This is a genomic window from Streptomyces sp. NBC_01485, from assembly GCF_036227125.1.
Taxonomy (GTDB): Bacteria; Actinomycetota; Actinomycetes; order Streptomycetales; family Streptomycetaceae; genus Streptomyces.
In genome coordinates, this window is the sequence record NZ_CP109435.1 from 5,857,711 (window position 1) to 5,878,826 (window position 21,116).

Consider the following 21,116-nt stretch of genomic DNA (forward strand, 5'->3'; position numbering starts at 1 on the left):
CCCGTGCCAACGACTGGTGGGACGGAGAGCCCGTGCCGGCAGTTGAGCGCACCCCCCATTTCGTACGTATGGTCTGTTGAGGGGTCCCACCACTGCGGGCGAGAGGCGGCTACGGGCGATGACTCACAGCATGCGGACGGACACCTACCCCCCTTACCTCGACGGCGGCGGACGTGGCTGGCGGGACACCGCCACCCGGTACGCCCTCGTTCCCCTGCGCATCTTCCTCGGCGTCACCTTCATCTACGCGGGCCTCGACAAACTCACCGACAGCGCCTTCCTGAAGGACAGCGGCGCCGGCTCGATCGGCGACACCATGCGTGCCGTCCGTGACTCCTCGGCCATCCCGGCCCTGGTCGACATGGCTCTGAAGAGCCCCGTCGGCTTCGGCTACGCCATGGCCTTCGGCGAACTCGCCGTCGGTATCGGCACCCTGCTCGGCCTCCTCACTCGCATCGCCGCGCTCGGCGGCGCGCTGATCTCGCTCAGTCTGTGGCTGACGGTGAGCTGGGCCGCGTCCCCGTACTACTACGGCAACGACCTCGCCTACCTCATGGCCTGGCTGCCCCTCGTCCTCGCAGGCGCCCCGGTCCTCTCCCTCGACGCCGTCTGGCGCAACAGGCGACGCCAGAGGGTGGGAGGCCTGAGCTAGCGCCCGGCCCGGTCGGCCCTTGCCCGGGTTGGCCTTCGCCTGGTCGGTTCTCTCCCGGCTGACCCTATGTTTGGCCGGTCCTCGCCCGGTCGTCTCGGCTGACCCTCGCCTGGTTGGCTGTCGCCCTGCTGCCCTTGCCCGGTCGCCCCTCGCCTGGCCGGCCCCCCTCCCCGCTGAGTCCTCGTCCTCTCCGGCACGCGGACCGGGGCGGCCGTGTGTGCCCTGAGGCCTGGCGGCCGCGTGGTCAGCCGCGGTCAGGGGGCCGTGTCGGTGCCGGGCTCGGTTGTTGCGGTGCGGCGGGACGGGCCGCTTCGTCTGCGTATGCTCCGGGCCACGACGCCCGTCGCGCCCGCCAGACAGAGGCCGGCCATGACGACGGGGATCACCACGAACCACGGCGTTTCCCAGAGGCCGCCCGCATCACCTGCGTAGATGACGCCCGCGAGGGTGAAGAAGGCGCCGGCGACCAGCCTGCCGGGCCGGAACTCATGACGCAGCACGGGTCACCTCCGCCTGTCCGACGCCGACCTGGAGGTCGAGGTCGATGGTTCCGGCGTCCGCCTTGCCCGAGAGCGGCGACAGCGTCACCTCCCTGTGCTTGCCCGGCTCCACATCCACGTCCTTCTTGTCGTCACCCGGTAGCTGGATATCTCCCAGCCCCACGTCGATCCTCACCTTCACGGTCACGTCCGGCGGCACGATCACCCGCAGCCGGCCCGCCCCCACCTCGGCGTTGGTGGTCACCGTCTGCCCCTTGGCCAGGGCCAGCCGGGACAGGTCCAGGGTGCCTTCGCCGGTGCCCAGGTCGTAGGCCGTCCGTACGTCCGCCACCGCCGTGGGCCGCCACGTCGTGTCCGTCCAGTGCGTGCCGATGTCCTTCGGCAGGACGGCCGTGCCGGCCAGCAGGCCCGCCGTGACGATCGCCAGGAACACCGACCCCGCGCCCGTACGTCCGAGGAACGAACTGACCGCGATGCCCACGCCGAGCACGATGAGCGCCGCCGCCAGGCCGGCCTGCAGGCTGGTGCCGAGCGGGTGCTCGTCCCAGGCGAGCCGGGTGACGATGCCGCCCGCGAGCACGGCGAGCAGGAAGATCCAGCCGCCGACCCAGCGCGGGCCGCGCGGTCCGGCGTCCGGCTCGCGCGGGGTGCGTATGTCCTCGGGGCGGCGCGTGTGGCCGATCAAGTCGACGTTGATGGTCGCCGTGATGTCCCGGTTGCCGGACGCCCACGGGCCCCACAGGTAGCCCGTGCCGCCGTCGTGCGTGCCGTCCTTGACGATGGGGTCGCGCCACCAGGAGGGGTGGGCGGTGGGGACCGGCGGCGCCTGGGCCTCCGGCGGGGCGTCGGCCACGGCCTGGGCGGCCAGCGGGTCGGCGTCGGAGGAGTCCCGGTGCCGAGACCAGTAACCGGCGCCCGCGAGGAGTAGGGAGACGACGACGGCGAAGGTCAGCACGCTGCCGTTGTTCAGCATCGACAGGAACACCCCGCAGCCGACCAGGGCGAACAGCACTGCCGTGAGGGCCTGGCCGTCGACCCGGCCGGTCAGGAGCTTGCGCACCTCGTTCTGCCCGTCGTCGGCGTACGGGACGAAGAGCCAGGCGAAGCCATAGAAGATGAGGCCGATGCCGCCGGTCGCGGAGAGCACGGCGAGCGTGATCCGGAAGATCACCGGGTCCATGTCGCACTGCCGCCCGAGGCCCGAGCACACGCCGGCGAGCATTTTATGCTCACGGTCCCGCCGGAATCTGAGCGGCGGGCCGCCCGCTTCGGTGTCGCCTGCTTCGGTATCGGGCGCTTCGGCATCGGCCGCAGCCCCGGCCGCCGCCTCGTTCGCTGTTCCGCCCTCTGCCCTGTTCTCTGCTCTGGTCCTTGCCCCTGTCGTGCTCTCTGCCCTGCTCCCTGCCCCGGCGGTTGTCGCGGCCTCGATGGCCGCCTCGGCCGCCGTCCTGTCGTCCGCTTGCTCGGACGGGCCGCGTTCCTCTTCTGCGTGGCCTCCCTGTTCTCCGTGCGCGCCCGCCCGCCCGTGCGCGCGAGGCTTCTCACCCGCGGCGCCCGGGGCGCCGGGGGACGGGGCGGCCGCGTCGGGCGCGGTGCCCCCGTCGGGCACGGCGTCCGCGGCGTGCTGGTGATCTGTCATGACTCCATGGTGGCGGGCGAGCCGCCCTCGCGGCAGTCGGAATGACCCTGGTCGGACCCTGATATCGGCCCTGATCCGAGGCAGGGGAGGTGTTCGACCTGCGAGGGCCCCGAAGATCAGGGGCGTCTCGGGGACGAACCCTGATGCCCGGCATCGGAGCCCGTGTGACCATCGTTGGCATGCCGGAAGCCGTAGCAGCGCCACTCGTCGAACCGCGGCCGCCGCGCAAGCTCTACCGCAGCAGCGACGGACGCTGGCTGGGTGGCGTGGCGCGGGGGCTCGCCGGGCATCTCGGGTTGCCCGTCGTGTGGGTGCGGCTCGTCTTCGCGGGCCTGTTCATGGCGGACGGCCTCGGTGCCCTGCTCTACGCGGCCTTCTGGTTCTTCGTGCCGCTCGGGATCGGCGGTGTCGGCGACCAGAAGCCACCGTCGTTCGTCGCCACCGAGACGGCGCCCGACGGCCGCCGCAGACTCGTCGCCCGCAAGCCGGACAAGGGGCAGATCGTCGCCCTGCTCCTCATGGTCGTCATCGCCATGGTCTTCGTGGGCAACGTGAATCTGGGCAACGGCGCCAAGGCGTATCTGCTGCCCGCCGTCCTCGTCGGCGCGGGCGTCGCCCTCGTCTGGCGCCAGGCGGACAACGCGCGCCGGGCCCGCTGGGTCGAGGCCGGCCGCAGACGTCGTACGCTCACGCTCCTGCGCGCGGGCGCCGGGGTCCTGCTGGTCACCGCCGGTGTCTCCGGCACCTTCGTCCTGCAGGGCTCCGCCGCCCACCTCGGCTCCGTCCTGCAGGCGGCCCTCGCCGTGATCGTCGGCATCACGCTCCTCGCCGGTCCCTACCTGGTGCGCATGACACAGGATCTCTCCGAGGAGCGCCTGATGCGCATCCGCGCCCAGGAACGCGCGGAGGTCGCCGCCCACGTCCACGACTCGGTGCTGCACACCCTGACCCTGATCCAGCGCAACGCGGAGAACGCCGGGGAAGTGCGCCGCCTCGCCCGCGCCCAGGAGCGCGACCTGCGCACCTGGCTCTACAAACCCGAGGGCACCGGCAAGGAGGAGGCCGACGAGCCGACCACGGTCGCCGACGCGGTGCGGCGCAACGCCGCCGAGGTCGAGGACAAGCACGGCGTCCCCATCGAGGTCGTGGTCGTCGGCGACTGCCCGCTCGACGAACGGGTCGGCGCACAGATGCAGGCCGCGCGCGAAGCGATGGTGAACGCGGCCAAGTACGGTGGCGAGGGCGGCGCCGTGCAGGTCTACGCCGAAGTCGAGGGCAGGACGGTCTTCGTGTCCGTCCGTGACCGGGGGCCCGGCTTCGACTTCGACTCGATACCCGCCGACCGCATGGGCGTTAGAGAATCGATCATCGGCCGCATGGAGCGCCACGGCGGCACGGCGCGGCTGCGGGCGGTCCCGGGCGGCGGCACGGAGGTCGAGCTGGAGATGGAGAGGGCGGAGAAGACGTCATGAGCGATCCGACCGAGACGACCGACACGAACGAGACGACCGATACCAACGGCATGAACGGCGCGAACGGCACGATGGGAGCGGCGGGAGCGGCCGAGCCGGCCGGGCCGGCGAAGGCTTCCGGTGACGGCGCGGGCGGGCGGCATGTGCGCGTGGTCCTTGTCGACGACCACCGCATGTTCCGTACGGGTGTGCAGGCCGAGATCGGCCAGACCGAGCAGACCGGCGTCGAGGTCGTCGGGGAGGCGGCGGACGTCGACCAGGCGGTCACGGTCATCACCGCGACCCGGCCCGAGGTCGTCCTGCTCGACGTCCACCTGCCGGGCGGCGGCGGGGTCGAAGTGCTGCGCCGCTGCGCCCCGTTGATGGCCGACGCCGAGCAGCCGGTGCGGTTCCTCGCGCTGTCCGTGTCGGACGCGGCGGAGGACGTGATCGGGGTGATCCGGGGCGGCGCCCGGGGCTATGTCACCAAGACGATCACCGGCACCGACCTGGTCGCCTCCATCTTCCGGGTGCAGGAGGGCGACGCGGTGTTCTCGCCGCGCCTCGCCGGGTTCGTCCTCGACGCCTTCGCCTCGACCGACGCCCCTCCGGTCGACGAGGACCTCGACCGTCTCACCCAGCGCGAGCGCGAGGTTCTGCGGCTCATCGCCCGGGGCTATGCCTACAAGGAGATCGCCAAGCAGCTCTTCATCTCCGTCAAGACGGTCGAGTCGCATGTCTCGGCGGTGCTGCGCAAGCTCCAACTGTCCAACCGTCACGAACTGACCCGGTGGGCGACGGCACGGCGGCTGGTGTGAACGGGGGCCTCACACGACTCGGGTCGCGCCGGCGAACGGCATCTCGTCGATCGGTGCCACGCGCACCGGAGCCGACGGGTTCGGGGCGTGGATCATCTGGCCGTTGCCGATGTAGAGGCCGACGTGGGTGATGCCGGAGTAGAAGAACACCAGGTCGCCCGGGAGGAGTTCGGAGCGGGAGACGCGCTGTCCGGCGCCGATCTGGGCGTAGGTGGTGCGGGGCAGGGAGACGCCGGCGGAGCGGTACGAGGCCAGGACGAGCCCCGAGCAGTCGAAGGCGTTCGGCCCGGTCGCGCCCCACACATAGGGGCTGCCGAGCTTGGTGTAGGCGTAGGAAACGGCGGCCGCCGCACGGGAGTTGGGGGCGTCGGCGGTGGCGGAGCCGGGTGCCGGGAGGCCGGCGCGGCCGTCCGTCGAAGCGCGTGAGGCGCGGTCGCCCGTGGTGGCGTCACCGGCTGCCTCGCCGATCCGGGAGCGTTCCGCCGCCGTCAGCCGGGACAGCAGGCGGCGGGCCGCGTCCAGTTTGCCGGTGATCGTTTTCTTGTGCGCGTTCAGTTCGGCCTGACGCGTCTTGAGCGAGGTCAGTTCGACGTGCGCGGCGCCGCGCAACTGCTCGATCTCGCGCAGCTGTCTGCGGACCCGGGTGACGGCGGCGGACTGGCGGTCGCCGGCCCGTTCGGCGAAGGCGGCCCCGTCGAGATACTGGTCGGGGTCGTCGGAGAGAGCCAACTGCACAGAGGGGTCGAGTCCGCTGCTGCGGTACTGCGCCGCCGCCATCGAACCCAGCGTCTCCCGCGCCGAGTTGAGCTTCTCCTCCTTGCGTGCCGCCTCGTCGCGCAGGGTTTTCAGCCGCTGCTCGGCCGCCGTCGCCTTCTCCTGGGCGCCGTTGTACTTCTCGGTGGCTTCCTCCGCCTCCTGGTACAGCTTGGCCACCTTGGCCTTGACCTGGGCCGCAGTCAGGTTCGGCTCGGCCTGTCCGGTCCCGTCGAAGGCCGTCGCCGTCGCCGCGCCCGCGAGGGCGAGCGTGAACGCCGTACGGGCCGTCTGGCCGCCGAGCGAGCGCTGTCGGGGCTTGCGGTGCGCTGCCACGTGGGACTGCACGTCCTTTCTTACGACCGCCTCGTCCGTCCGCACGGCTACCGGGTGACCGCCGGGGGAGCGGACGGGCGGCCTGGGGGAGCGGCTGACGCGTCCGGTGACGGCCCGCACAGGGGAGGCGGGACGCCGCCGGACCTTCTCGGCGGTGGTGGCCGACTGCCGCCCCTGGCCCGGGCGGCGGTGGGGAGCCGGTCACCTGGGGGAGGACGCTAGGCCCGTTTATGTCGGGTCGGTAACGCGAAGTACGGAAGTGACGCGAGCGGACTGCCGGGTGACCGGATGTGTCCGACAACCCGGGCCGGGCGCGTCGGGTTCGCGGGGTGCGCTGACCGAAGCGGTGATTCCGGGACATCGCCGAGCGGCGGATGCTATGGAGCGCATATATGCAAGTGCCGTCGATGAGAGGAGGGGAGAGGAAGGGTGAGGAAGGGAGCAAGGAAGGTGAGGGGAGGGCCGGTGTCGGGTGGGGTGGAGGGGGCTGATTAGCATCCGGCTTCATGGGCGTACTCATCCATCTTTTCGTCGGCCTGCACATCATCGGCATCGCCGCGCTCCTGGGCGGCTTCCTCACACAGATGAAGGTGATGGGCCAGGGCACGGCCCGCTTCGTTCCCGCGATGCTGCACGGCGCGGCGACGATGCTGGTCACCGGCGTGATCCTCGTCGGCCTCAACCAGGCGGACGACCAGCCCGTCAACACCGTCAAGATCGGCGTGAAGCTGGCCCTGCTGATCGTGATCCTGGGCCTCGTCTATGTGAAGCGGGACGACGAGAAGGTGGAGAAGCCGCTGTTCGGCCTGGTCGGACTGCTGACCGTGGCGAACATCTTCATCGCGGTGCTCTGGACCTGACGGCGGCCAGGGCCGCGGCCAGTGCCGCCGCGGCGACGGCCAGCCACGCCGCCACAGCCACCCACAGCAGCACCTCCCCCGGCCCCTTCAGCGACGGGACGTCGACGGCGGCGGCCACGGACAGGGTTGCCGCGGCCGTCATCGCCATGGGGAACACCGTGGCCCAACGGCGCACGTCGTAGCGCGGCCGGGGCCACCGTGCCTCGGCGACGAGCAGGACGGCGTACCAGGCCAGGTCGAGCACCAGCAGGGCGACGGTCATCGTGCGCAGGACGCCGGTGTCGTCGGCGTTCCACAGGTACAGGCCCCTGTCGTCGGCCGTGAGGAGTTTCGCCCCGGCGAGCGCCGAGACGGCGAGGGCGCCGCCCGCGATCCACTGGTCCCCGGCGCCCTCGGCCACCTGCCGCGGGTCGAACAGGGCCAGGGCGACGCCGTAGAGCACGATCCCGAGCCAGAACAGTACGAGCGCGGTGTGCGCGAGCCAGGCCGACGACTTCGCCTCGGCGAGGACCGCGCCGAGCACGGCGAGGCCCTGCGTGGCCACGCAGCACAGGAACACCGTCCCGGGCATGCCCCGCTGCCACCGCCGGACGACGGTCACGAGCAGCACGGGGCACAGGACCGCCGCCAGCGCCAGCAGCGCCTCGGCCAGGGTCTGCCGGCCGCGCGCGGAGACGCCCGTGCCGAGCACGGTCGTCGCCGCCACGGCGGTCAGCGCGCCCGGCGTGCCGGCCGCCGCCAGCCACTGCTCACGCGCCCACACCAGCCGGACGACGAAGTCGGCCGCCAGCGCCACCCAGGCGGCGCCCGCCATCGCCAGCGTGACGCGGAACAGCACCTCGTACCCCGTGAGGTCCAGCCCGACCGACACGATCCCGGTCGCCATCACCGCCGCCCCGGCCGCCGGCGGCCTCCCCACCCACCAGAGACGGAGCGGGGAGTCGCCGGGCGAGGGCGCGGGGGACGGATGAGCAGCGGAGCCGGGCATGCGGCCGATGCTAAGGAGCACGCCGTGCCCTGCGGGCGGGCCACGCGCGCGGGCGGGCAGAAATACGCGCGGGTGCAGGGCCTGCGGACGGGGAGTGGCGGTGGGCGGTCTCCGTGAACGCACTCACGCGCGCGTGCACGTCACGAGGCCCACGCGCGCGTGGACGTCACGAGGCCCACGCGCGCGTGTCCCGCCGGAAACGGCTCACCCACGCGCGCGTGCGTGCTCTCAAGCCGGGCGGAGCACGCTGTGGATGGCCGGCTCGCCGTCGTAGTAGATCGACTCCTCGCGGACGTAGGCACCCGGCTTCGGGGCGTGGATCATCATGCCGTTTCCGATGTAGACGCCGACGTGGCTGACGTCGTCGTAGAAGAAGATCAGGTCGCCGGGCTGTGCGTCCGCGAGGAAGACGGTGGCGCCGGCGTCGGCCTGGTCGTAGGTGGTGCGGGGGAGAGTGACGCCGACGGCCTTCCAGGCGGCCTGGGTGAGGCCGGAGCCGTCGTAGGAGTCGGGGCCGGTCGCGCCCCAGACGCACGGCTTGCCGACCTGCGCGCGGGCGAAGGTGAGCGTCTTCTTGGCCTTGGTGGCGTACGCGGAGTCCACAGGGGAGGGGGAGGGGGAAACAGAGGGGGAGAGGGAGGTCGGCGAGGATTCCGTGACCGATGAGGCGCCGCCGCTCTCCTGCTGCGCAGCGGCAGTCTGCGCCGCGGCCTGTTGAGCGGCCTGCTCAGCAGCTTCTTGAGCGGCCTGTGCCGCCGCCTGTGCCGCTGCCTGCTGACGGGCTGCCTGCCTGCGGGCGAGCTCCGCCGCCTCGCGTGTGGCCTCCTGGTGCTGCTTCTCGAGTGCCGCGAGGCGGGCCTTCTCCTGGGCCTTCTCCTGGGCTTTCTCCTGGGCTGGCAGTCGGGCCCTCAGTTGGGAGAGCAGCTCGCGCGCGTCGCCCAGCTTCTTCTGGACGGTGGCCTTGGCGGCCTTGAGGTCGCTCTGCGTGTCGGTGAGCGGCGCGAGGTTCTCGGCGGCTTCCTGGCGCTGCTTCAGCGTCGCCGACTGCTCGGTGACGTGACCGTCGACCGCGCCCTTCTGGCGGTCGGTCAGGCGGCTCGTCGACTGGTTCTGGTCGAAGTGGTCCTGCGGGGTGTCCGCGAGCGGGAAGGCCGCCGTGCCGGGCGCGGAGGTGCTGCTGCCGCGGCCGCTGCTGGTGCCGGTGCGGTACTGGGCCGCGGCCTGGGAACCAGGCTCCTCCCGCGCTTCGTCGAGCTTCTGGGCGCGCTGGGCGACGTCGTTCAGAAGGCTGACGTCCAGAAGGCTGACGTCGTTCAGAAGGCCGACGTCGCCCGGGAGGCGGTCGACCTGCTTGCGCTGCTTGGTCGTCTTCTCCTTGGCGGAGTTGTACTTCTCGGTCGTCGACCCCGCCTGGCGATAGAGGTCGTCGACCTTCTTCTCGACCTCCTCCAGGCTCGGCTTGCCGTCGTCCGACGGGGCCGCGTCCGCCGTCTGGGAGAGCAGGGCCACGGACGTGAGGGCGGCGGTGGCGAGGGCGGGCGTGCGGACGCCTGCCACACGCGGGCCCGCGGAGCGCGGCTTGCGGTGCTGCGACGCCAAGGGAGGCGACTCCTTCCAAAACTCCGCCCACCGGGTCGGCTGTCGGGTTCGGGCGGGTGGATCGGAAGGTCGGAAGGCTTGCCCTACGGCCGTCCCCTGTACGGGAGTTGGGCCGATTCACCTTGAGGTTCGGTGGGTCCCCGGCTCCGGCCGGCGCGAGCGGGCGCGCCGGACTCGGCGGAGGCCGCGCGGCCCGGCGTCGTTCGCCGGCGGGGGTCCTACGGCCTGTCGGAACGGTAGCCAACTCGTGTGGGTCGTGTGAAGTTTGATGGGTGATATGCCCGATACGTTTTCGTGACCTGGGGTCACGGTCTCGTACCGCAGCCCTGTCGATCGCGGATCGTGACGGGGGGCTTCCGGAGGGTGAGTGTGGGGGATGTTTCCGGGACGGCGGCCGGTTGTCAGTGGCAGAGCCACGACCACCGGAACCCGCTACGAGTATCAATGTCAGTGGTGCCCTCTAGACTCGGAGAGCGATGAGCAGCCTCTTTGACGACAGCTTCCTGGCGGACCTCCAGGGCCCCCGTGCCCGCGAGGAGGAACCCCCGCCGCCGCCCGAGGACGATCACGGACCGGAGTCGGTTCCCGACGATCTGTTCGGCGGGAAGTTCGACGTGCCTCCGGACCGATGGGGGTCCCCCCGCTCGAGCGGAGCCGAGAGCGGGGGAGGCTACTACCGCGACGGCGCCCCGCGCCCGGTGCTGGACGCGGCGGCACTGCTGGAGGGGCTGAACGACAACCAGCGCGCGGCCGTCGCCCACGCCGGCACGCCCCTGCTCATCGTGGCCGGCGCCGGCTCCGGCAAGACGCGCGTGCTCACCCACCGCATCGCCCACCTCCTCGCCGAGCGGAACGTCCACCCGGGCCAGATCCTCGCGATCACCTTCACCAACAAGGCCGCGGGCGAGATGAAGGAGCGCGTCGAGCACCTCGTCGGCCCGCGCGCCAACGCGATGTGGGTGATGACGTTCCACAGCTCGTGCGTGCGCATCCTGCGCCGGGAGAGCAAGAGGCTCGGCTTCACGTCGTCGTTCTCGATCTACGACGCCGCCGACTCCAAGCGCCTCATGGCCCTGGTCTGCCGCGACCTGGACCTCGACCCCAAGCGCTTCCCGCCGAAGGCCTTCAGCGCCAAGATCAGCAACCTGAAGAACGAGCTGATCGACGAGGAGGACTTCGCCGCCCAGGCAGCCGACGGCTTCGAGAAGACCCTCGCCCAGGCCTACGCCATGTACCAGTCCCGGCTGCGCGAGGCGAACGCCCTCGACTTCGACGACCTGATCATGACGACGGTCAACCTGCTGCGCGCCTTCCCCGACGTCGCCGAGCACTACCGCCGCCGCTTCCGTCATGTCCTCGTCGACGAGTACCAGGACACCAACCACGCCCAGTACGCCCTGGTCAGGGAGCTGGTCGGCACCTCCGAGCACCCCGTAGACGTACCCCCGAACGAGTTCGACGTGCCGCCCGCCGAGCTCTGCGTCGTCGGTGACGCCGACCAGTCGATCTACGCCTTCCGGGGCGCGACGATCCGCAACATCCTCCAGTTCGAGGAGGACTACCCGGACGCGACGACGATCCTGCTGGAGCAGAACTACCGCTCCACGCAGACGATCCTGTCCGCCGCCAACGCGGTCATCGAGCGCAACGAGTCCCGCCGCCCCAAGAACCTGTGGACCAACGCGGGCGCGGGCGCGCGCATCACCGGCTACGTCGCCGACACCGAGCACGACGAGGCGCAGTTCGTCGCCGACGAGATAGACCGTCTGACGGACGCGGGCGACGCGAAGGCGGGCGACGTCGCCGTGTTCTACCGCACCAACGCCCAGTCCCGGGTCTTCGAAGAGATCTTCATCCGGGTCGGCCTGCCCTACAAGGTCGTCGGAGGCGTCCGCTTCTACGAGCGCAAGGAGGTCCGGGACGTCCTGGCCTACCTGCGTGTGCTGGCCAACCCGGAGGACTCGGTGCCGCTGCGCCGGATCCTCAACGTGCCCAAGCGGGGCATCGGCGAGCGCGCCGAGGCGATGATCGACGCCCTCTCCCAGCGCGAGAAGATCAGCTTCACGCAGGCGCTGAAGCGCGTCGACGAGGCGTACGGCATGGCCTCGCGGTCGACGAACGCCGTGAAGCGGTTCAACGCGCTGATGGAGGAGCTCCGTACGATCGTCGAGTCGGGCGCGGGGCCCGCGACGGTCCTGGAGGCGGTGCTCGAACGCACCGGCTACCTCGCCGAGTTGCAGGCCTCCACCGACCCGCAGGACGAGACCCGTATCGAGAACCTCCAGGAACTCGCCGCCGTGGCCCTGGAGTTCGAGCAGGAGGCCGCTGCGGCCGGTGAGGCCGGCGAGACCGGCGAGGGAGAGATCGCGGTCGCGGTGCCGGCCGGGCTCTCCGGGTTCCTGGAGCGGGTCGCCCTGGTCGCCGACTCCGACCAGATCCCCGACGAGGAGGACGACGGTTCGGGCGTCATCACCCTGATGACCCTGCACACCGCCAAGGGCCTCGAGTTCCCGGTCGTCTTCCTCACCGGCATGGAGGACGGCGTCTTCCCGCACATGCGCGCCCTCGGCCAGGCCAAGGAGCTGGAGGAGGAGCGCCGGCTCGCGTACGTGGGCATCACGCGCGCGCGTGAACGGCTGTATCTCACGCGGTCGGCGCTGCGCAGCGCGTGGGGGCAGCCGTCGTACAACCCGCCCTCCCGGTTCCTGGAGGAGATCCCGGCGACGCACGTGGACTGGAAGCGGACGGGGGCGACCGCGCCCGTGTCCTCCGGTCCGGTGTCCGGGGTGGCGTCGTCGCTGGCCTCGATGCCCTCGTCCCGATCGCGTTCCTCGGCCGCGGGCGCGTCCGGTTTCGCCACGCGCCGGGGTGCGGCGGAGAAGCCGGTGGTCGCGCTGTCCGTCGGCGACCGCGTCACACACGACCAGTTCGGACTCGGCACGGTCGTCGGCGTGCAGGGCACGGGCTCGAACGCGGAGGCCACGGTCGACTTCGGCGACGTCAAGCCGAAGCGGCTGCTGCTGCGGTACGCGCCGGTGGAGAAGCTGTAGACGCGCGCGTGAAGTGAGTGAGGCCCCCGACCACTAGAACCAACCTGAGCAACGGCGGGGGCCCGCAAGCGAGTCGACCGGTTTACGCGGCGACTGGTGTATGTGGCGACGGGTGTATGTGGCGACCGGTTTACGTCGGGTTGAGTCCGTGGCTGCGGAGCCACGGCAGTGGGTCGATCGCGGAGCCGCCCGCGGGCCGGACCTCGAAGTGCAGGTGCGGGCCGGTGGAGTTGCCGGAGTTGCCGGAGTACGCGACCGCGTCGCCGGCCTTGACGGTCGTACCGGAGGGGACGCGGTAGCTGGAGAGGTGGCAGTACCAGGTCTCCGTGCCGTCCATCGCCGTGATGATCATCATGTTGCCGTAGGCGCTGTTCCACTGCGTCCGTACGGTGCCGTCGGTCGCCGCCATCACCGTCGTGCCGTACGAGACGGGGAAGTCGATGCCGGTGTGCTGGGACATCCAGTTGATGCCGGCCTGGCCGAAGTAGGCGCTGAGGCCGTGCTGTGCGACCGGAAGGGCGTACTTGGGGCGCAGCCGCTCCTTGCGGGCCGCCTCCGCCGCTGCCTTCTTCTTCTCGGCTTCCTGCTGTGCCTTGAGGTCGATGCGTTCCTGCGTACGGCTGGCCCGGTCGGCGAAGTCGTCGGCCCCGGCGCTGAGGGTCTCGAGCTGGGCGTCCAGCTTGTTGTTGGCGGCGGACGGTTTCACCGGCTGCGCGTCCGGGGCGGACGCCGCCGTCGTGTCCTTCTCGTCGCCGCCGGTCAGCGTGCCGACCGAGGCCGCGGCGATCCCGGCGACGCCCATCACGCAGGCCGAGGGCACGGCCACGGTCATCAGTGCGGAGCGCTTCGCGGGCACCCTGCGTCGGGAGCGGTTCGCGTTGCGGGTGGCCGCACGCCCGAGCGGGGCGGGGGCGGCCTCCTCCTGGTCGTCGAGCAACTCGCTCTCGGCCGGGGCGAGTTCGTCGGACCCGAGGTGCTGGAAGGTGGCGGTGGCCTGCTGGTCGAACGGGACCTCGGCCTGCTGCTCGTACTCGTCGGCGGCGTGGCCGGCATCGCCGACGTGGGTGGCCTGGGCGGTCTCGCCGCCGTCGGAGTTCCACTGCGTGGCGTCGTACGCGCCGGTGTCGAAGGCCTGCGTGCCCCATTCCCACTGCTGGGTCTGGTCGGCGGGGCTCGCGGACTGGTCGGGCTGCAGCCAGGCGCTCGCGTCGCTCCCCCGGAGGGGGGACGCCCAGCCGCCGGCATCGGGTGCCGTCGCCTGCGGCGGGACGCTGGTCAGGGTCTGGTGCTGAAGATGCTGCTGGTGCTGGTCGGTGGACCACGCGGTCGCGTCGTACACGCCCGAGTCGTAGGCGGCGTGGTGCTGGGCCGCGTACGCGTCGTAGTGCGGGGTCTGGTGGCTGCCCGTGTCCAGGGTCTCGTGGCCGCCGGAGTTCCACTGGGTGCTGTCGTACGCGCCGGTCGCGGCGTTCGTGCCGTCGCCGGGGAGGTCACCGAAGAGGGGGTCGGCCCCTGTGAAGTGGCCGGTGGAGTGGGCTCCGGCGTCGAAGGCGCCGGTCTCCTGGCCGTGATACGTGGTGAAGCCGTCGTACTGGGCTTCCTGGGTGCCGTACGACGCGTAGTGCGCCGAAGCGGCGTCGGAAGCCGGGGCCGGGGTGGTCATGTTCCCCGACGGGTGACGGTCGTTCACCAACTTCTCTTTCGCCGACAACAGGGGCTGCCAGAGCAGTGCGGCGACTGTACCCGGCAGTACGCGGGCACGACAATCTTCTGCAGGTTTCGCTCTCGAAGGAAAGGGGCATTCGGCCGTCTTTCGGGGAACGGCGGGCGCGGGTTTGGCCCTACGTTCGAATAACGTTCGATGCTGGCAGTGCTGCCGGAGTGTCGTCGGAGTGCTGCTGGAGCGCTGTCGCGGGCTTGTCGGATGGCTGTGAGGGTGCGGTCAGGCCACTGTGAGGCCGTCGGTCTGCGCGTCGTGCGGGCCGGCGTGGGTGTCGGCGAGCGCTCCCGTGTGCGCCGTGTCGAGGGCCTGGCGGATGCCGGTCGCGACGGCCGGGTGCACGGGCAGGGCGAGGTGGCCGATGCCGGTCACCCGGACGTTCTGCGCCAGCAGGTCGGGGTGGTCGACGCAGGCGGTCTCCAGCGGATCCATCAGGTGGTCGAGGTCGCTCCAGAAGCTGACGAAGTGCGTACGGCAGCCGGGCGCGGGCCTGGACAGCTCCTCGATCACCTCCGAGCCGGGGCGCATCTGGCGCACGATCGGGTGCGCGTTCGCCAGCGGCGCCACCCGGGTGCCGGAGTGCGGGGTGCCCAGCGTGACCAGCGTCCGGACCCGGACGTCGCCGCCCAGTCGCTGCACGTAATAGCGTGCGATCAGGCCGCCCAGACTGTGCCCGACCACGTCGACCTGCCGACTGCCGGTGCGCTCGCAGATCTCCTCTATGTGCCGGCCGAGCAGCTCGGCCGCCGTGCGGATGTCGCAGGTCAGCGGCGAGTAGTTGAGCGACTCCACCCGGTGCCTGCCGTGCTGGGCGAGGCTGCGGCGCAGCAGGACGAACACGGAACGGTTGTCGATGAACCCGTGCAGCAGGACGACCGGGGGCGGGGCCTGGGTCGGCAACTGGGCGGGGCCCTCGGCGCCGGACCCACCGGACCCGCCGGACCCACCGGGCAGCGCGGGGCGGGCCGCGGCGCGGCGCTCCTGGGCGATGCCGGACGGGTAGAGGAGCAGATGGCCCGCGAGGATCGCGAGGTCCAGCGCGGTCGCCTTGAGGAGGGTCAGGGAGATACCGGCCAGCCTGCTGGGGAGGCCGGGCAGGTTCGGGAGACCGGGGAGGCTGGAGATGTTCGGGATGCTTGGGACGCCTGGAAGGGTCGGGAAGTTCGGCAGGGTCGGCATGTCCGGCAGCAGGCGCCGGTACAGCGGGAGAAAGGGCTGCAGTGCCCAGGTGACCTTCATGGCCGACCTCCTGTCGGCACGCTGAGGACTTCTCTGTCCCCCGTGTGCCCTAGTGGAAGTCGCGGTGGAGGAGGTCGGGCGGGCACGAGAGGGGTGTGGGGCGGGTGCGGCTGTCGGCTGTGACTGTGTGGTTGGTGCGGGATGGGTACTGCTCACAGTGCTTCACAGTGCTGTCGTGCCTTGCCTGCCCTACGTGCCCATCGTGCCTGCCGATGCGCCGTACCGCCACGCCACGCGGCCAGTGGCGCGGCGGTACGGCGACCTCGAGCGGCTCCCGGTGTGACTGTTCCCCCGTGGCGCGGGGGAACAGTGCGTTGTGAAGTGTCCCTCCGTGTGATTTCCCCCTTGGCCCGCATCGCGAAACTGCCGGTTGCGGGATGCTGGAGACAACGTTCGTTCACTTTCCCGGGCGGTGTGGCACGGGGTGTCCGTGCCGTTGAGGATGGGCGAGGGTGGACGTAGTCGCTTCATGGAGGCATGAAGCATGGAGGCAGTGATGGGTGTGGCAGCCGGTCCGATCCGCGTGGTGGTGGCCAAGCCGGGACTCGACGGCCACGATCGTGGGGCCAAGGTGATCGCTCGCGCGCTGCGCGACGCCGGTATGGAGGTCATCTACACCGGGCTCCATCAGACGCCCGAGCAGATCGTGGCCACCGCGATCCAGGAGGACGCCGACGCGATCGGGCTGTCCATTCTGTCCGGGGCCCACAACACGCTCTTCGCCGCGGTGATCGAGCTGCTGAAGGAGCGGGATGCGGCGGACATCCTGGTGTTCGGCGGGGGGATCATTCCGGAGGCGGACATCGCGCCGTTGAAGGAGATCGGGGTCGCGGAGATTTTCACTCCGGGGGCGACGACGGGGTCGATCGTGGAGTGGGTGAGGGCCAATGTCCGGGAGCCGGTGGATCTGGGGTGACCGCCTCCTGGGGGCGCTGCCCCCAGGACCCCGTTCGGCCCTGGAGGGGCCTCGTCCTCAAACTCCCCCAGAGGGGGACCCCCAGACGGGCTGGTAGATGCCGGCCGGAGTCTTTTATGGCATCCCCCAAGTCTTCGTGTCACCCCAGTTCCTGTGCCATGAGCGCCCTCAATCGCAGTGTCGTGCCCAGGCGTTGGAATGCCTCCGCCCAGTAGCCGCCGGCGCCGGGTGACGCGTCCTCCGGTTCGTCGGGGATGGACAGGAGGCCGTCCAGGCGGGCTGCCTCGGAGGGGTCCAGGCAGCGTTCGGCCAGGCCCATGACGCCGCTGAAGCTCCAGGGGTAACTGCCCGCGTCCCGTGCGATGTTGAGTGCGTCGACCACCGCCCGGCCGAGGGGCGCCGCCCATGGCACCGCACAGACGCCGAGGAGTTGGAACGCCTCCGACAGGCCGTGCGCCGCGATGAAACCGGCGACCCACGCGGCCCGTTCGTCCCTCGGCAGCGTGCTCAGCAGCTTTGCCCGTTCGGCGAGGGAGACCGCGCCCGGGCCGCCCGCGCTGGGTGCCGACGGTATGCCGAGCAGCGCCCGTGACCAGTCGGCGTCCCGTTGTCGCACGGCGGCTCGGCACCAGGCCGCGTGCAGTTCGTCCAGCCAGTCGTCGGCCACGGGCAGCGCCACGATCTGTTCCGGTGTACGGCCGCCCAGTCGCGCCGGCCAGGTGGCGAGCGGGGACGCCTCCACCAACTGGCCGAGCCACCAGGACCGTTCGCCCCGGCCGGGCGGTGCCTTGGCCGACACGCCGTCGCGTTCCATGGCCGCGTCGCACTCGTGGGGTGCCTCGACCAGGAGCGTCGGGGTGTTCCGGGTGTGGTCGACGGCCACGCACGCGCCGGCCCGGACCGCCATCCGAGCGGCCAGTGCCGAGCCGGGCAGCGCCGACAGCAACTCGGCCGCCGTCGCCCGCACGTTACGGCTGCGGTCCGACAGAGCCTGCTCCAGGAACGGTTCGTCGCGCGCGCCGAGGCCGGTGCGCAGCGAGTCGAGGAACATCAGCCGGTCCTCGGCGCGTTCCGTCGCCCAGGTGGCCGCCAGCAGTTCACGGGCGGCGTCGGGGGCGCGGGAGCGGAACGACGCGAGGAGGCCGACCCGCTCGGCGAACAGGCCTTCCTGCCAGAGTTTTTCGGTGCGTCGGGTGTCCTCCGGGCCCGGCAGCGCGGTGCGGCCGCCGGGGGCCGCGCGCAGGGCGAACCGCCAGTCCGGGTTCAGGCGGGCCAGCCACAGGGCGCGCGGGCCGGCGAACTCCAGCGCGGCGGGCCGCAGGTCCGTACGCCCGCGTGCCGCGTCGAGCAGTGCGGGGAGGGACTCGGCGGGCGCCGCGAACCCGCGCGCGTTCACCGCCGTCAGCCACTGGGGCAGCAGTTCCATCAGATCCGGCGCCGTGCCTCTGCGGCCGCCGGTGCCGGTGCCGGGGCGGTCGGCCAGCAGCAGGGCGAGTCGGCGGGCCGAGGCGGTGGGCAGTGCCGGGCGGGGGTCCTCGGCGGCCGGCTCCGGGAGGGGTGCGGCCCGGCCCGGGCGCAGGCCGGCGCGTCGGCGTACGGTCTCCGCGGCCGCCGCGTCCAGCAGGGCGGCCGGGGCGGTCCGGCCGGGGGGCGTTCCCGGGGGCGTACGGCGGTCCGTGCCGAGGAGGGCCGCGGTGAGCAGGTCCTCCCAGGTGGGCGGTGGAGGGAGGGGCGGGGTGGCGTTCATGAGACTCCCTTCTTTCGCCGTTGCTGTCTTCGTTGCTGTCTTCGTTGCGGTCGTTGTCGTTGCCGTCTCTGTTGCCGTCGTTGCGGGGGTGCGTTCAGCACAGGCGTACCGCCTCTCCGGGGCCCGTCGGCCAGGCCGTCAGCGGGGTGAAGCCGCGGTGGCCGCACTCGCCGAAGACCCTGACGGGGGCGCCGCCCGAGAGAGCGACCAGGCGCCACAGGGCGGGGCGGGAGAGCGTTGCGGGGGTGAGGGGCAGGGCCGTGTCGCCGTCGGCGTCCGCCAGTTGCCAGGAGTCGCCGTCGGGGGTGGGGATGACGTCGGCCAGGGTTGTCGGGACCGACTCCTGCCAGGGGTCGTGGCGCAGGGTCTCGCCGTAGCGGGCGGTCGCCTCGGTCGTCGTGATGCCCGGGGGTCGGGCGCCGGTGGGCGCGGGCGGGGCGAACTGCTTGCCGAGCGACGCCCGTTGCTGTCCGGGCTGTCCGGTGCCCGGGTGTGCGGACAGTTCGGCGTCCAGGGCGAGGCCGACGGGCAGGGTGAGTTCGGGGGCGCGGCCCGCGGCGCCGTAGGAGAGGAGGAGTGCGGTGCGGCCTGTGGTGGTGCCGTGGAGCCAGATGCGGCGGGTCGTCAGTTTCGGGTCGGGCGTGTCGTACTGGGCGAGGACCAGCCAGTCGTCCCGGAGCGGTGGACCCTCCGGTGTGGAGGGCAGGCCCACGCGGGTGCGGACCGTGGCGGCCAGGGCGTCCGGCAGTCGCTCGCGGTGCAGCCAGCCCTGGTCGAGGAGGTGGAGCAGCGCGCACTCCTCCAGCAGCCGCACCGGCCAGCCGGGGCCGGACGCCGGGATCGACCCCAACTCCCGTACGCGCGCGGAGAGTCCGGGTGCCTGGGCGTCGACCATGCGGGCCGCCGTCTCCTCCCACAGCCCGTATCCCGCCTGCTCGGCCGTGGCCAGTCCGGAGCGCAGGAGGTCGGCGAGCCGCTCCTCCAGCTCCGTCGCCCCGGCGGTGATCCGCTCGGCGCGCCGCTCCGCACGGCGGCGCGCGCCCTCCGGATCGGCGGGGCCGCCGGACGCGGAACCCCCTGAACCCCCCGAACCTGCCGGTCCTGCCTCCCGTATCCCCTGCGTACGCCCGCGACCGGCGATCCACTGCTCCGCCCAGTCCGGCGCCCGCCCCGCCGGCACCGATGCCTCCCCCTCGGCCGACCAGAGCAGCAACAGCCCGAGCACGTGCTTGCACGGGAACTTGCGGCTCGGGCAACTGCACATGTACGCCGGGCCGGAGGCCGAGGCGGAGACAGCGGACGCGGACGACGTGTTCGTGACGTCCACGACCGTGCGGTACGGCGTGCTGCCGCTGCCCGCGCACAGTCCCCACATCACCCCTTCCTCCTCCGACTCCGAACGGCCCGTGCCGGACCACGGGCCGGCCGCGCCGAGTTGCCTTCCCGCTTCGCGTGACGCGGAGTCAGGCGCCAGTGCCAGCACCTGGGCCGCGGTCCAGCGCACCCCCTGCTCAGTCATGACATCGAAGGTAGTTGCCACCACTGACAATCGGTCCGCCGAGCGCACGGCGAGCGTGGTTGCGAGGACGTTTTCGCAGGTCAGATCGCGTTGTCAGTGGCGTGGTGCAGGGTGGACACCAGATCCGAACCGGCAGAACCGGCCGAGCTGGAGGGGGCCTCAGCCATGTCTGTGTCCGTAGATCCGACGTCCGTGGAACCGAGTGGGAACGAGTCGACGGAGGCCTTGCGTCCGCACGCCGAGGACGCCTTCGCCGACGAACTCGCCGCGCTGGCCGCACAGGACGACCGGCCGCGCCCGGCCCGTTGGAACCTGTCGCCGTGGGCCGTCGCGACGTACCTCCTCGGCGGCGTACTGCCGGACGGCACGGTGATCTCGCCGAAGTACGTGGGCCCGCGCCGCATCGTCGAGGTCGCCGTCAGCACCCTCGCGACCGATCGCGCGCTGCTCCTGCTCGGCGTCCCGGGCACGGCCAAGACCTGGGTCTCCGAGCACCTGGCGGCGGCGGTCAGCGGCGACTCGACGCTGCTGGTGCAGGGCACCGCGGGCACGCCGGAGGAGGCGATCCGCTACGGCTGGAACTACGCGCAGTTGCTCGCGCAGGGGCCGAGCCGGGAGGCGCTGGTGCCCAGTCCCGTCATGCGGGCCATGGCGGAGGGGGCGACGGTACGGGTGGAGGAGCTGACGCGCATTCCGGCCGACGTGCAGGACTCGCTCATCACGATCCTGTCGGAGAAGACGCTGCCGATACCGGAGTTGGGGCAGGAGGTGCAGGCGGTCCGCGGCTTCAACCTCATCGCCACGGCCAACGACCGCGACCGTGGGATCAACGAGCTGTCCAGCGCCCTGCGTCGGCGTTTCAACACGGTGGTGCTGCCGCTGCCGGAGAGCGTCGAGGCCGAGGTCAGCATCGTCGCGCGGCGCGTCGACCAGATCGGCCGCTCCCTCGACCTGCCGGCCGCACCCGACGGCATCGACGAGATCCGCCGCGTGGTGACCGTCTTCCGCGAGCTGCGCGACGGCGTCACCGCCGACGGCCGTACGAAGGTGAAGTCGCCGAGCGGCACGCTGTCCACCGCCGAGGCCATCTCGGTCGTCACCGGGGGTCTCGCGCTGGCCGCCCACTTCGGGGACGGCGTGCTGCGGTCGGGGGACGTCGCCGCGGGCATCCTCGGCGCGGTCGTCCGCGACCCGGCCGCCGACCGGGTCGTCTGGCAGGAGTACCTGGAGGCGGTCGTGCGGGAACGCGCCGACTGGACGGACTTCTACCGCGCGTGCCGGGAGGTGAGCGTGTGAACAGGGAGAGCCGGGTCTCGGTCTCGGTCTGGG

General features: G+C 71.9%; 16 protein-coding genes. 7 read left to right on the plus strand and 9 right to left on the minus strand.

Translation table 11 applies throughout. The annotated features are described in order from the left end of the window. The first annotated feature begins 118 nt into the window (after positions 1-118). Positions 119-652 carry a DoxX family protein gene (locus tag OG352_RS26610; protein WP_329220318.1) on the plus strand — a complete coding sequence of 178 codons (534 nt, stop codon included), beginning with the start codon at positions 119-121 and terminating at the stop codon, positions 650-652. 254 nt (positions 653-906) lie between these two features. Here the strand turns inward: OG352_RS26610 and OG352_RS26615 are convergent, their stop codons facing one another. After that, complete coding sequence (locus OG352_RS26615; RefSeq protein ID WP_329220321.1) at positions 907-1,152, minus strand: hypothetical protein; 246 nt, start codon at positions 1,150-1,152, stop codon at positions 907-909. After that, positions 1,139-2,791 (minus strand): PspC domain-containing protein, encoded by a 1,653-nt coding sequence (locus OG352_RS26620; protein ID WP_329220323.1) that lies wholly within the window; start codon positions 2,789-2,791, stop codon positions 1,139-1,141. The genes OG352_RS26615 and OG352_RS26620 overlap by 14 nt, the downstream gene beginning before the upstream one ends. A gap of 143 nt (positions 2,792-2,934) precedes the next feature. Between OG352_RS26620 and OG352_RS26625 the strand changes: the two genes are divergently transcribed. Then, on the plus strand, positions 2,935-4,263 hold the full coding sequence (locus tag OG352_RS26625; RefSeq protein ID WP_443072340.1) for an ATP-binding protein: 1,329 nt from the start codon (positions 2,935-2,937) through the stop codon (positions 4,261-4,263). Next, positions 4,260-5,060 carry a LuxR C-terminal-related transcriptional regulator gene (locus tag OG352_RS26630; protein ID WP_443072341.1) on the plus strand — a complete coding sequence of 267 codons (801 nt, stop codon included), beginning with the start codon at positions 4,260-4,262 and terminating at the stop codon, positions 5,058-5,060. Before OG352_RS26625 ends, OG352_RS26630 begins: the two co-directional genes overlap by 4 nt. 9 nt (positions 5,061-5,069) lie before the next feature. Here the strand turns inward: OG352_RS26630 and OG352_RS26635 are convergent, their stop codons facing one another. Further along, complete coding sequence (locus OG352_RS26635) at positions 5,070-6,149, minus strand: C40 family peptidase (RefSeq protein WP_329220327.1); 1,080 nt, start codon at positions 6,147-6,149, stop codon at positions 5,070-5,072. 506 nt (positions 6,150-6,655) lie between these two features. Between OG352_RS26635 and OG352_RS26640 the strand changes: the two genes are divergently transcribed. Then, complete coding sequence (locus tag OG352_RS26640) at positions 6,656-7,009, plus strand: hypothetical protein (RefSeq protein WP_329220329.1); 354 nt, start codon at positions 6,656-6,658, stop codon at positions 7,007-7,009. Here the strand turns inward: OG352_RS26640 and OG352_RS26645 are convergent. Both OG352_RS26645 and OG352_RS26650 read right to left on the minus strand, forming a co-directional pair. Further along, a complete protein-coding gene (locus OG352_RS26645; RefSeq protein ID WP_329220332.1) occupies positions 6,987-7,997 on the minus strand; it encodes a tellurite resistance/C4-dicarboxylate transporter family protein in 1,011 nt (336 codons plus the stop codon). The two genes, OG352_RS26640 and OG352_RS26645, sit on opposite strands and share 23 nt — an antisense overlap. Before the next feature lie 228 nt (positions 7,998-8,225). After that, positions 8,226-9,596, minus strand: coding sequence for a C40 family peptidase (locus OG352_RS26650; protein ID WP_329220333.1), 1,371 nt, complete (start codon positions 9,594-9,596; stop codon positions 8,226-8,228). Between the two features lie 476 nt (positions 9,597-10,072). Between OG352_RS26650 and pcrA the strand changes: the two genes are divergently transcribed. Further along, positions 10,073-12,646, plus strand: a complete 2,574-nt coding sequence (pcrA, locus tag OG352_RS26655; protein ID WP_329220335.1) for a DNA helicase PcrA — start codon at positions 10,073-10,075, stop codon at positions 12,644-12,646. Between the two features lie 130 nt (positions 12,647-12,776). On the opposite strand, the gene OG352_RS26660 is transcribed toward pcrA, so the two are convergent. Both OG352_RS26660 and OG352_RS26665 read right to left on the minus strand, forming a co-directional pair. Next, positions 12,777-14,336: a M23 family metallopeptidase gene (locus OG352_RS26660; RefSeq protein ID WP_329220336.1), complete on the minus strand. Its 1,560-nt coding sequence runs from the start codon at positions 14,334-14,336 to the stop codon at positions 12,777-12,779. A gap of 252 nt (positions 14,337-14,588) precedes the next feature. After that, the gene (locus OG352_RS26665) at positions 14,589-15,605 is read right to left on the minus strand and encodes a lipase family alpha/beta hydrolase (RefSeq protein ID WP_443072342.1); all 1,017 of its coding nucleotides are present in this window, start codon (positions 15,603-15,605) and stop codon (positions 14,589-14,591) included. 496 nt (positions 15,606-16,101) lie between these two features. On the opposite strand from OG352_RS26665, the gene OG352_RS26670 reads away from it, so the two are divergent. Continuing rightward, entirely contained in the window at positions 16,102-16,521 is a 420-nt protein-coding gene (locus tag OG352_RS26670) for a cobalamin B12-binding domain-containing protein (RefSeq protein ID WP_329223973.1), read from the plus strand. A 139-nt stretch (positions 16,522-16,660) separates the two neighbouring features. Here OG352_RS26670 and OG352_RS26675 read toward each other — a convergent pair whose 3' ends face one another. Together OG352_RS26675 and OG352_RS26680 are read right to left on the minus strand one after the other, a co-directional pair. Continuing rightward, positions 16,661-18,268 (minus strand): DUF5691 domain-containing protein, encoded by a 1,608-nt coding sequence (locus OG352_RS26675; protein WP_329220338.1) that lies wholly within the window; start codon positions 18,266-18,268, stop codon positions 16,661-16,663. A gap of 94 nt (positions 18,269-18,362) precedes the next feature. Then, complete coding sequence (locus tag OG352_RS26680) at positions 18,363-19,787, minus strand: SWIM zinc finger family protein (RefSeq protein ID WP_329220340.1); 1,425 nt, start codon at positions 19,785-19,787, stop codon at positions 18,363-18,365. Between the two features lie 165 nt (positions 19,788-19,952). Between OG352_RS26680 and OG352_RS26685 the strand changes: the two genes are divergently transcribed. Further along, the gene (locus OG352_RS26685; RefSeq protein ID WP_329220342.1) at positions 19,953-21,083 is read left to right on the plus strand and encodes an ATP-binding protein; all 1,131 of its coding nucleotides are present in this window, start codon (positions 19,953-19,955) and stop codon (positions 21,081-21,083) included. Positions 21,084-21,116: the final 33 nt, after the last annotated feature.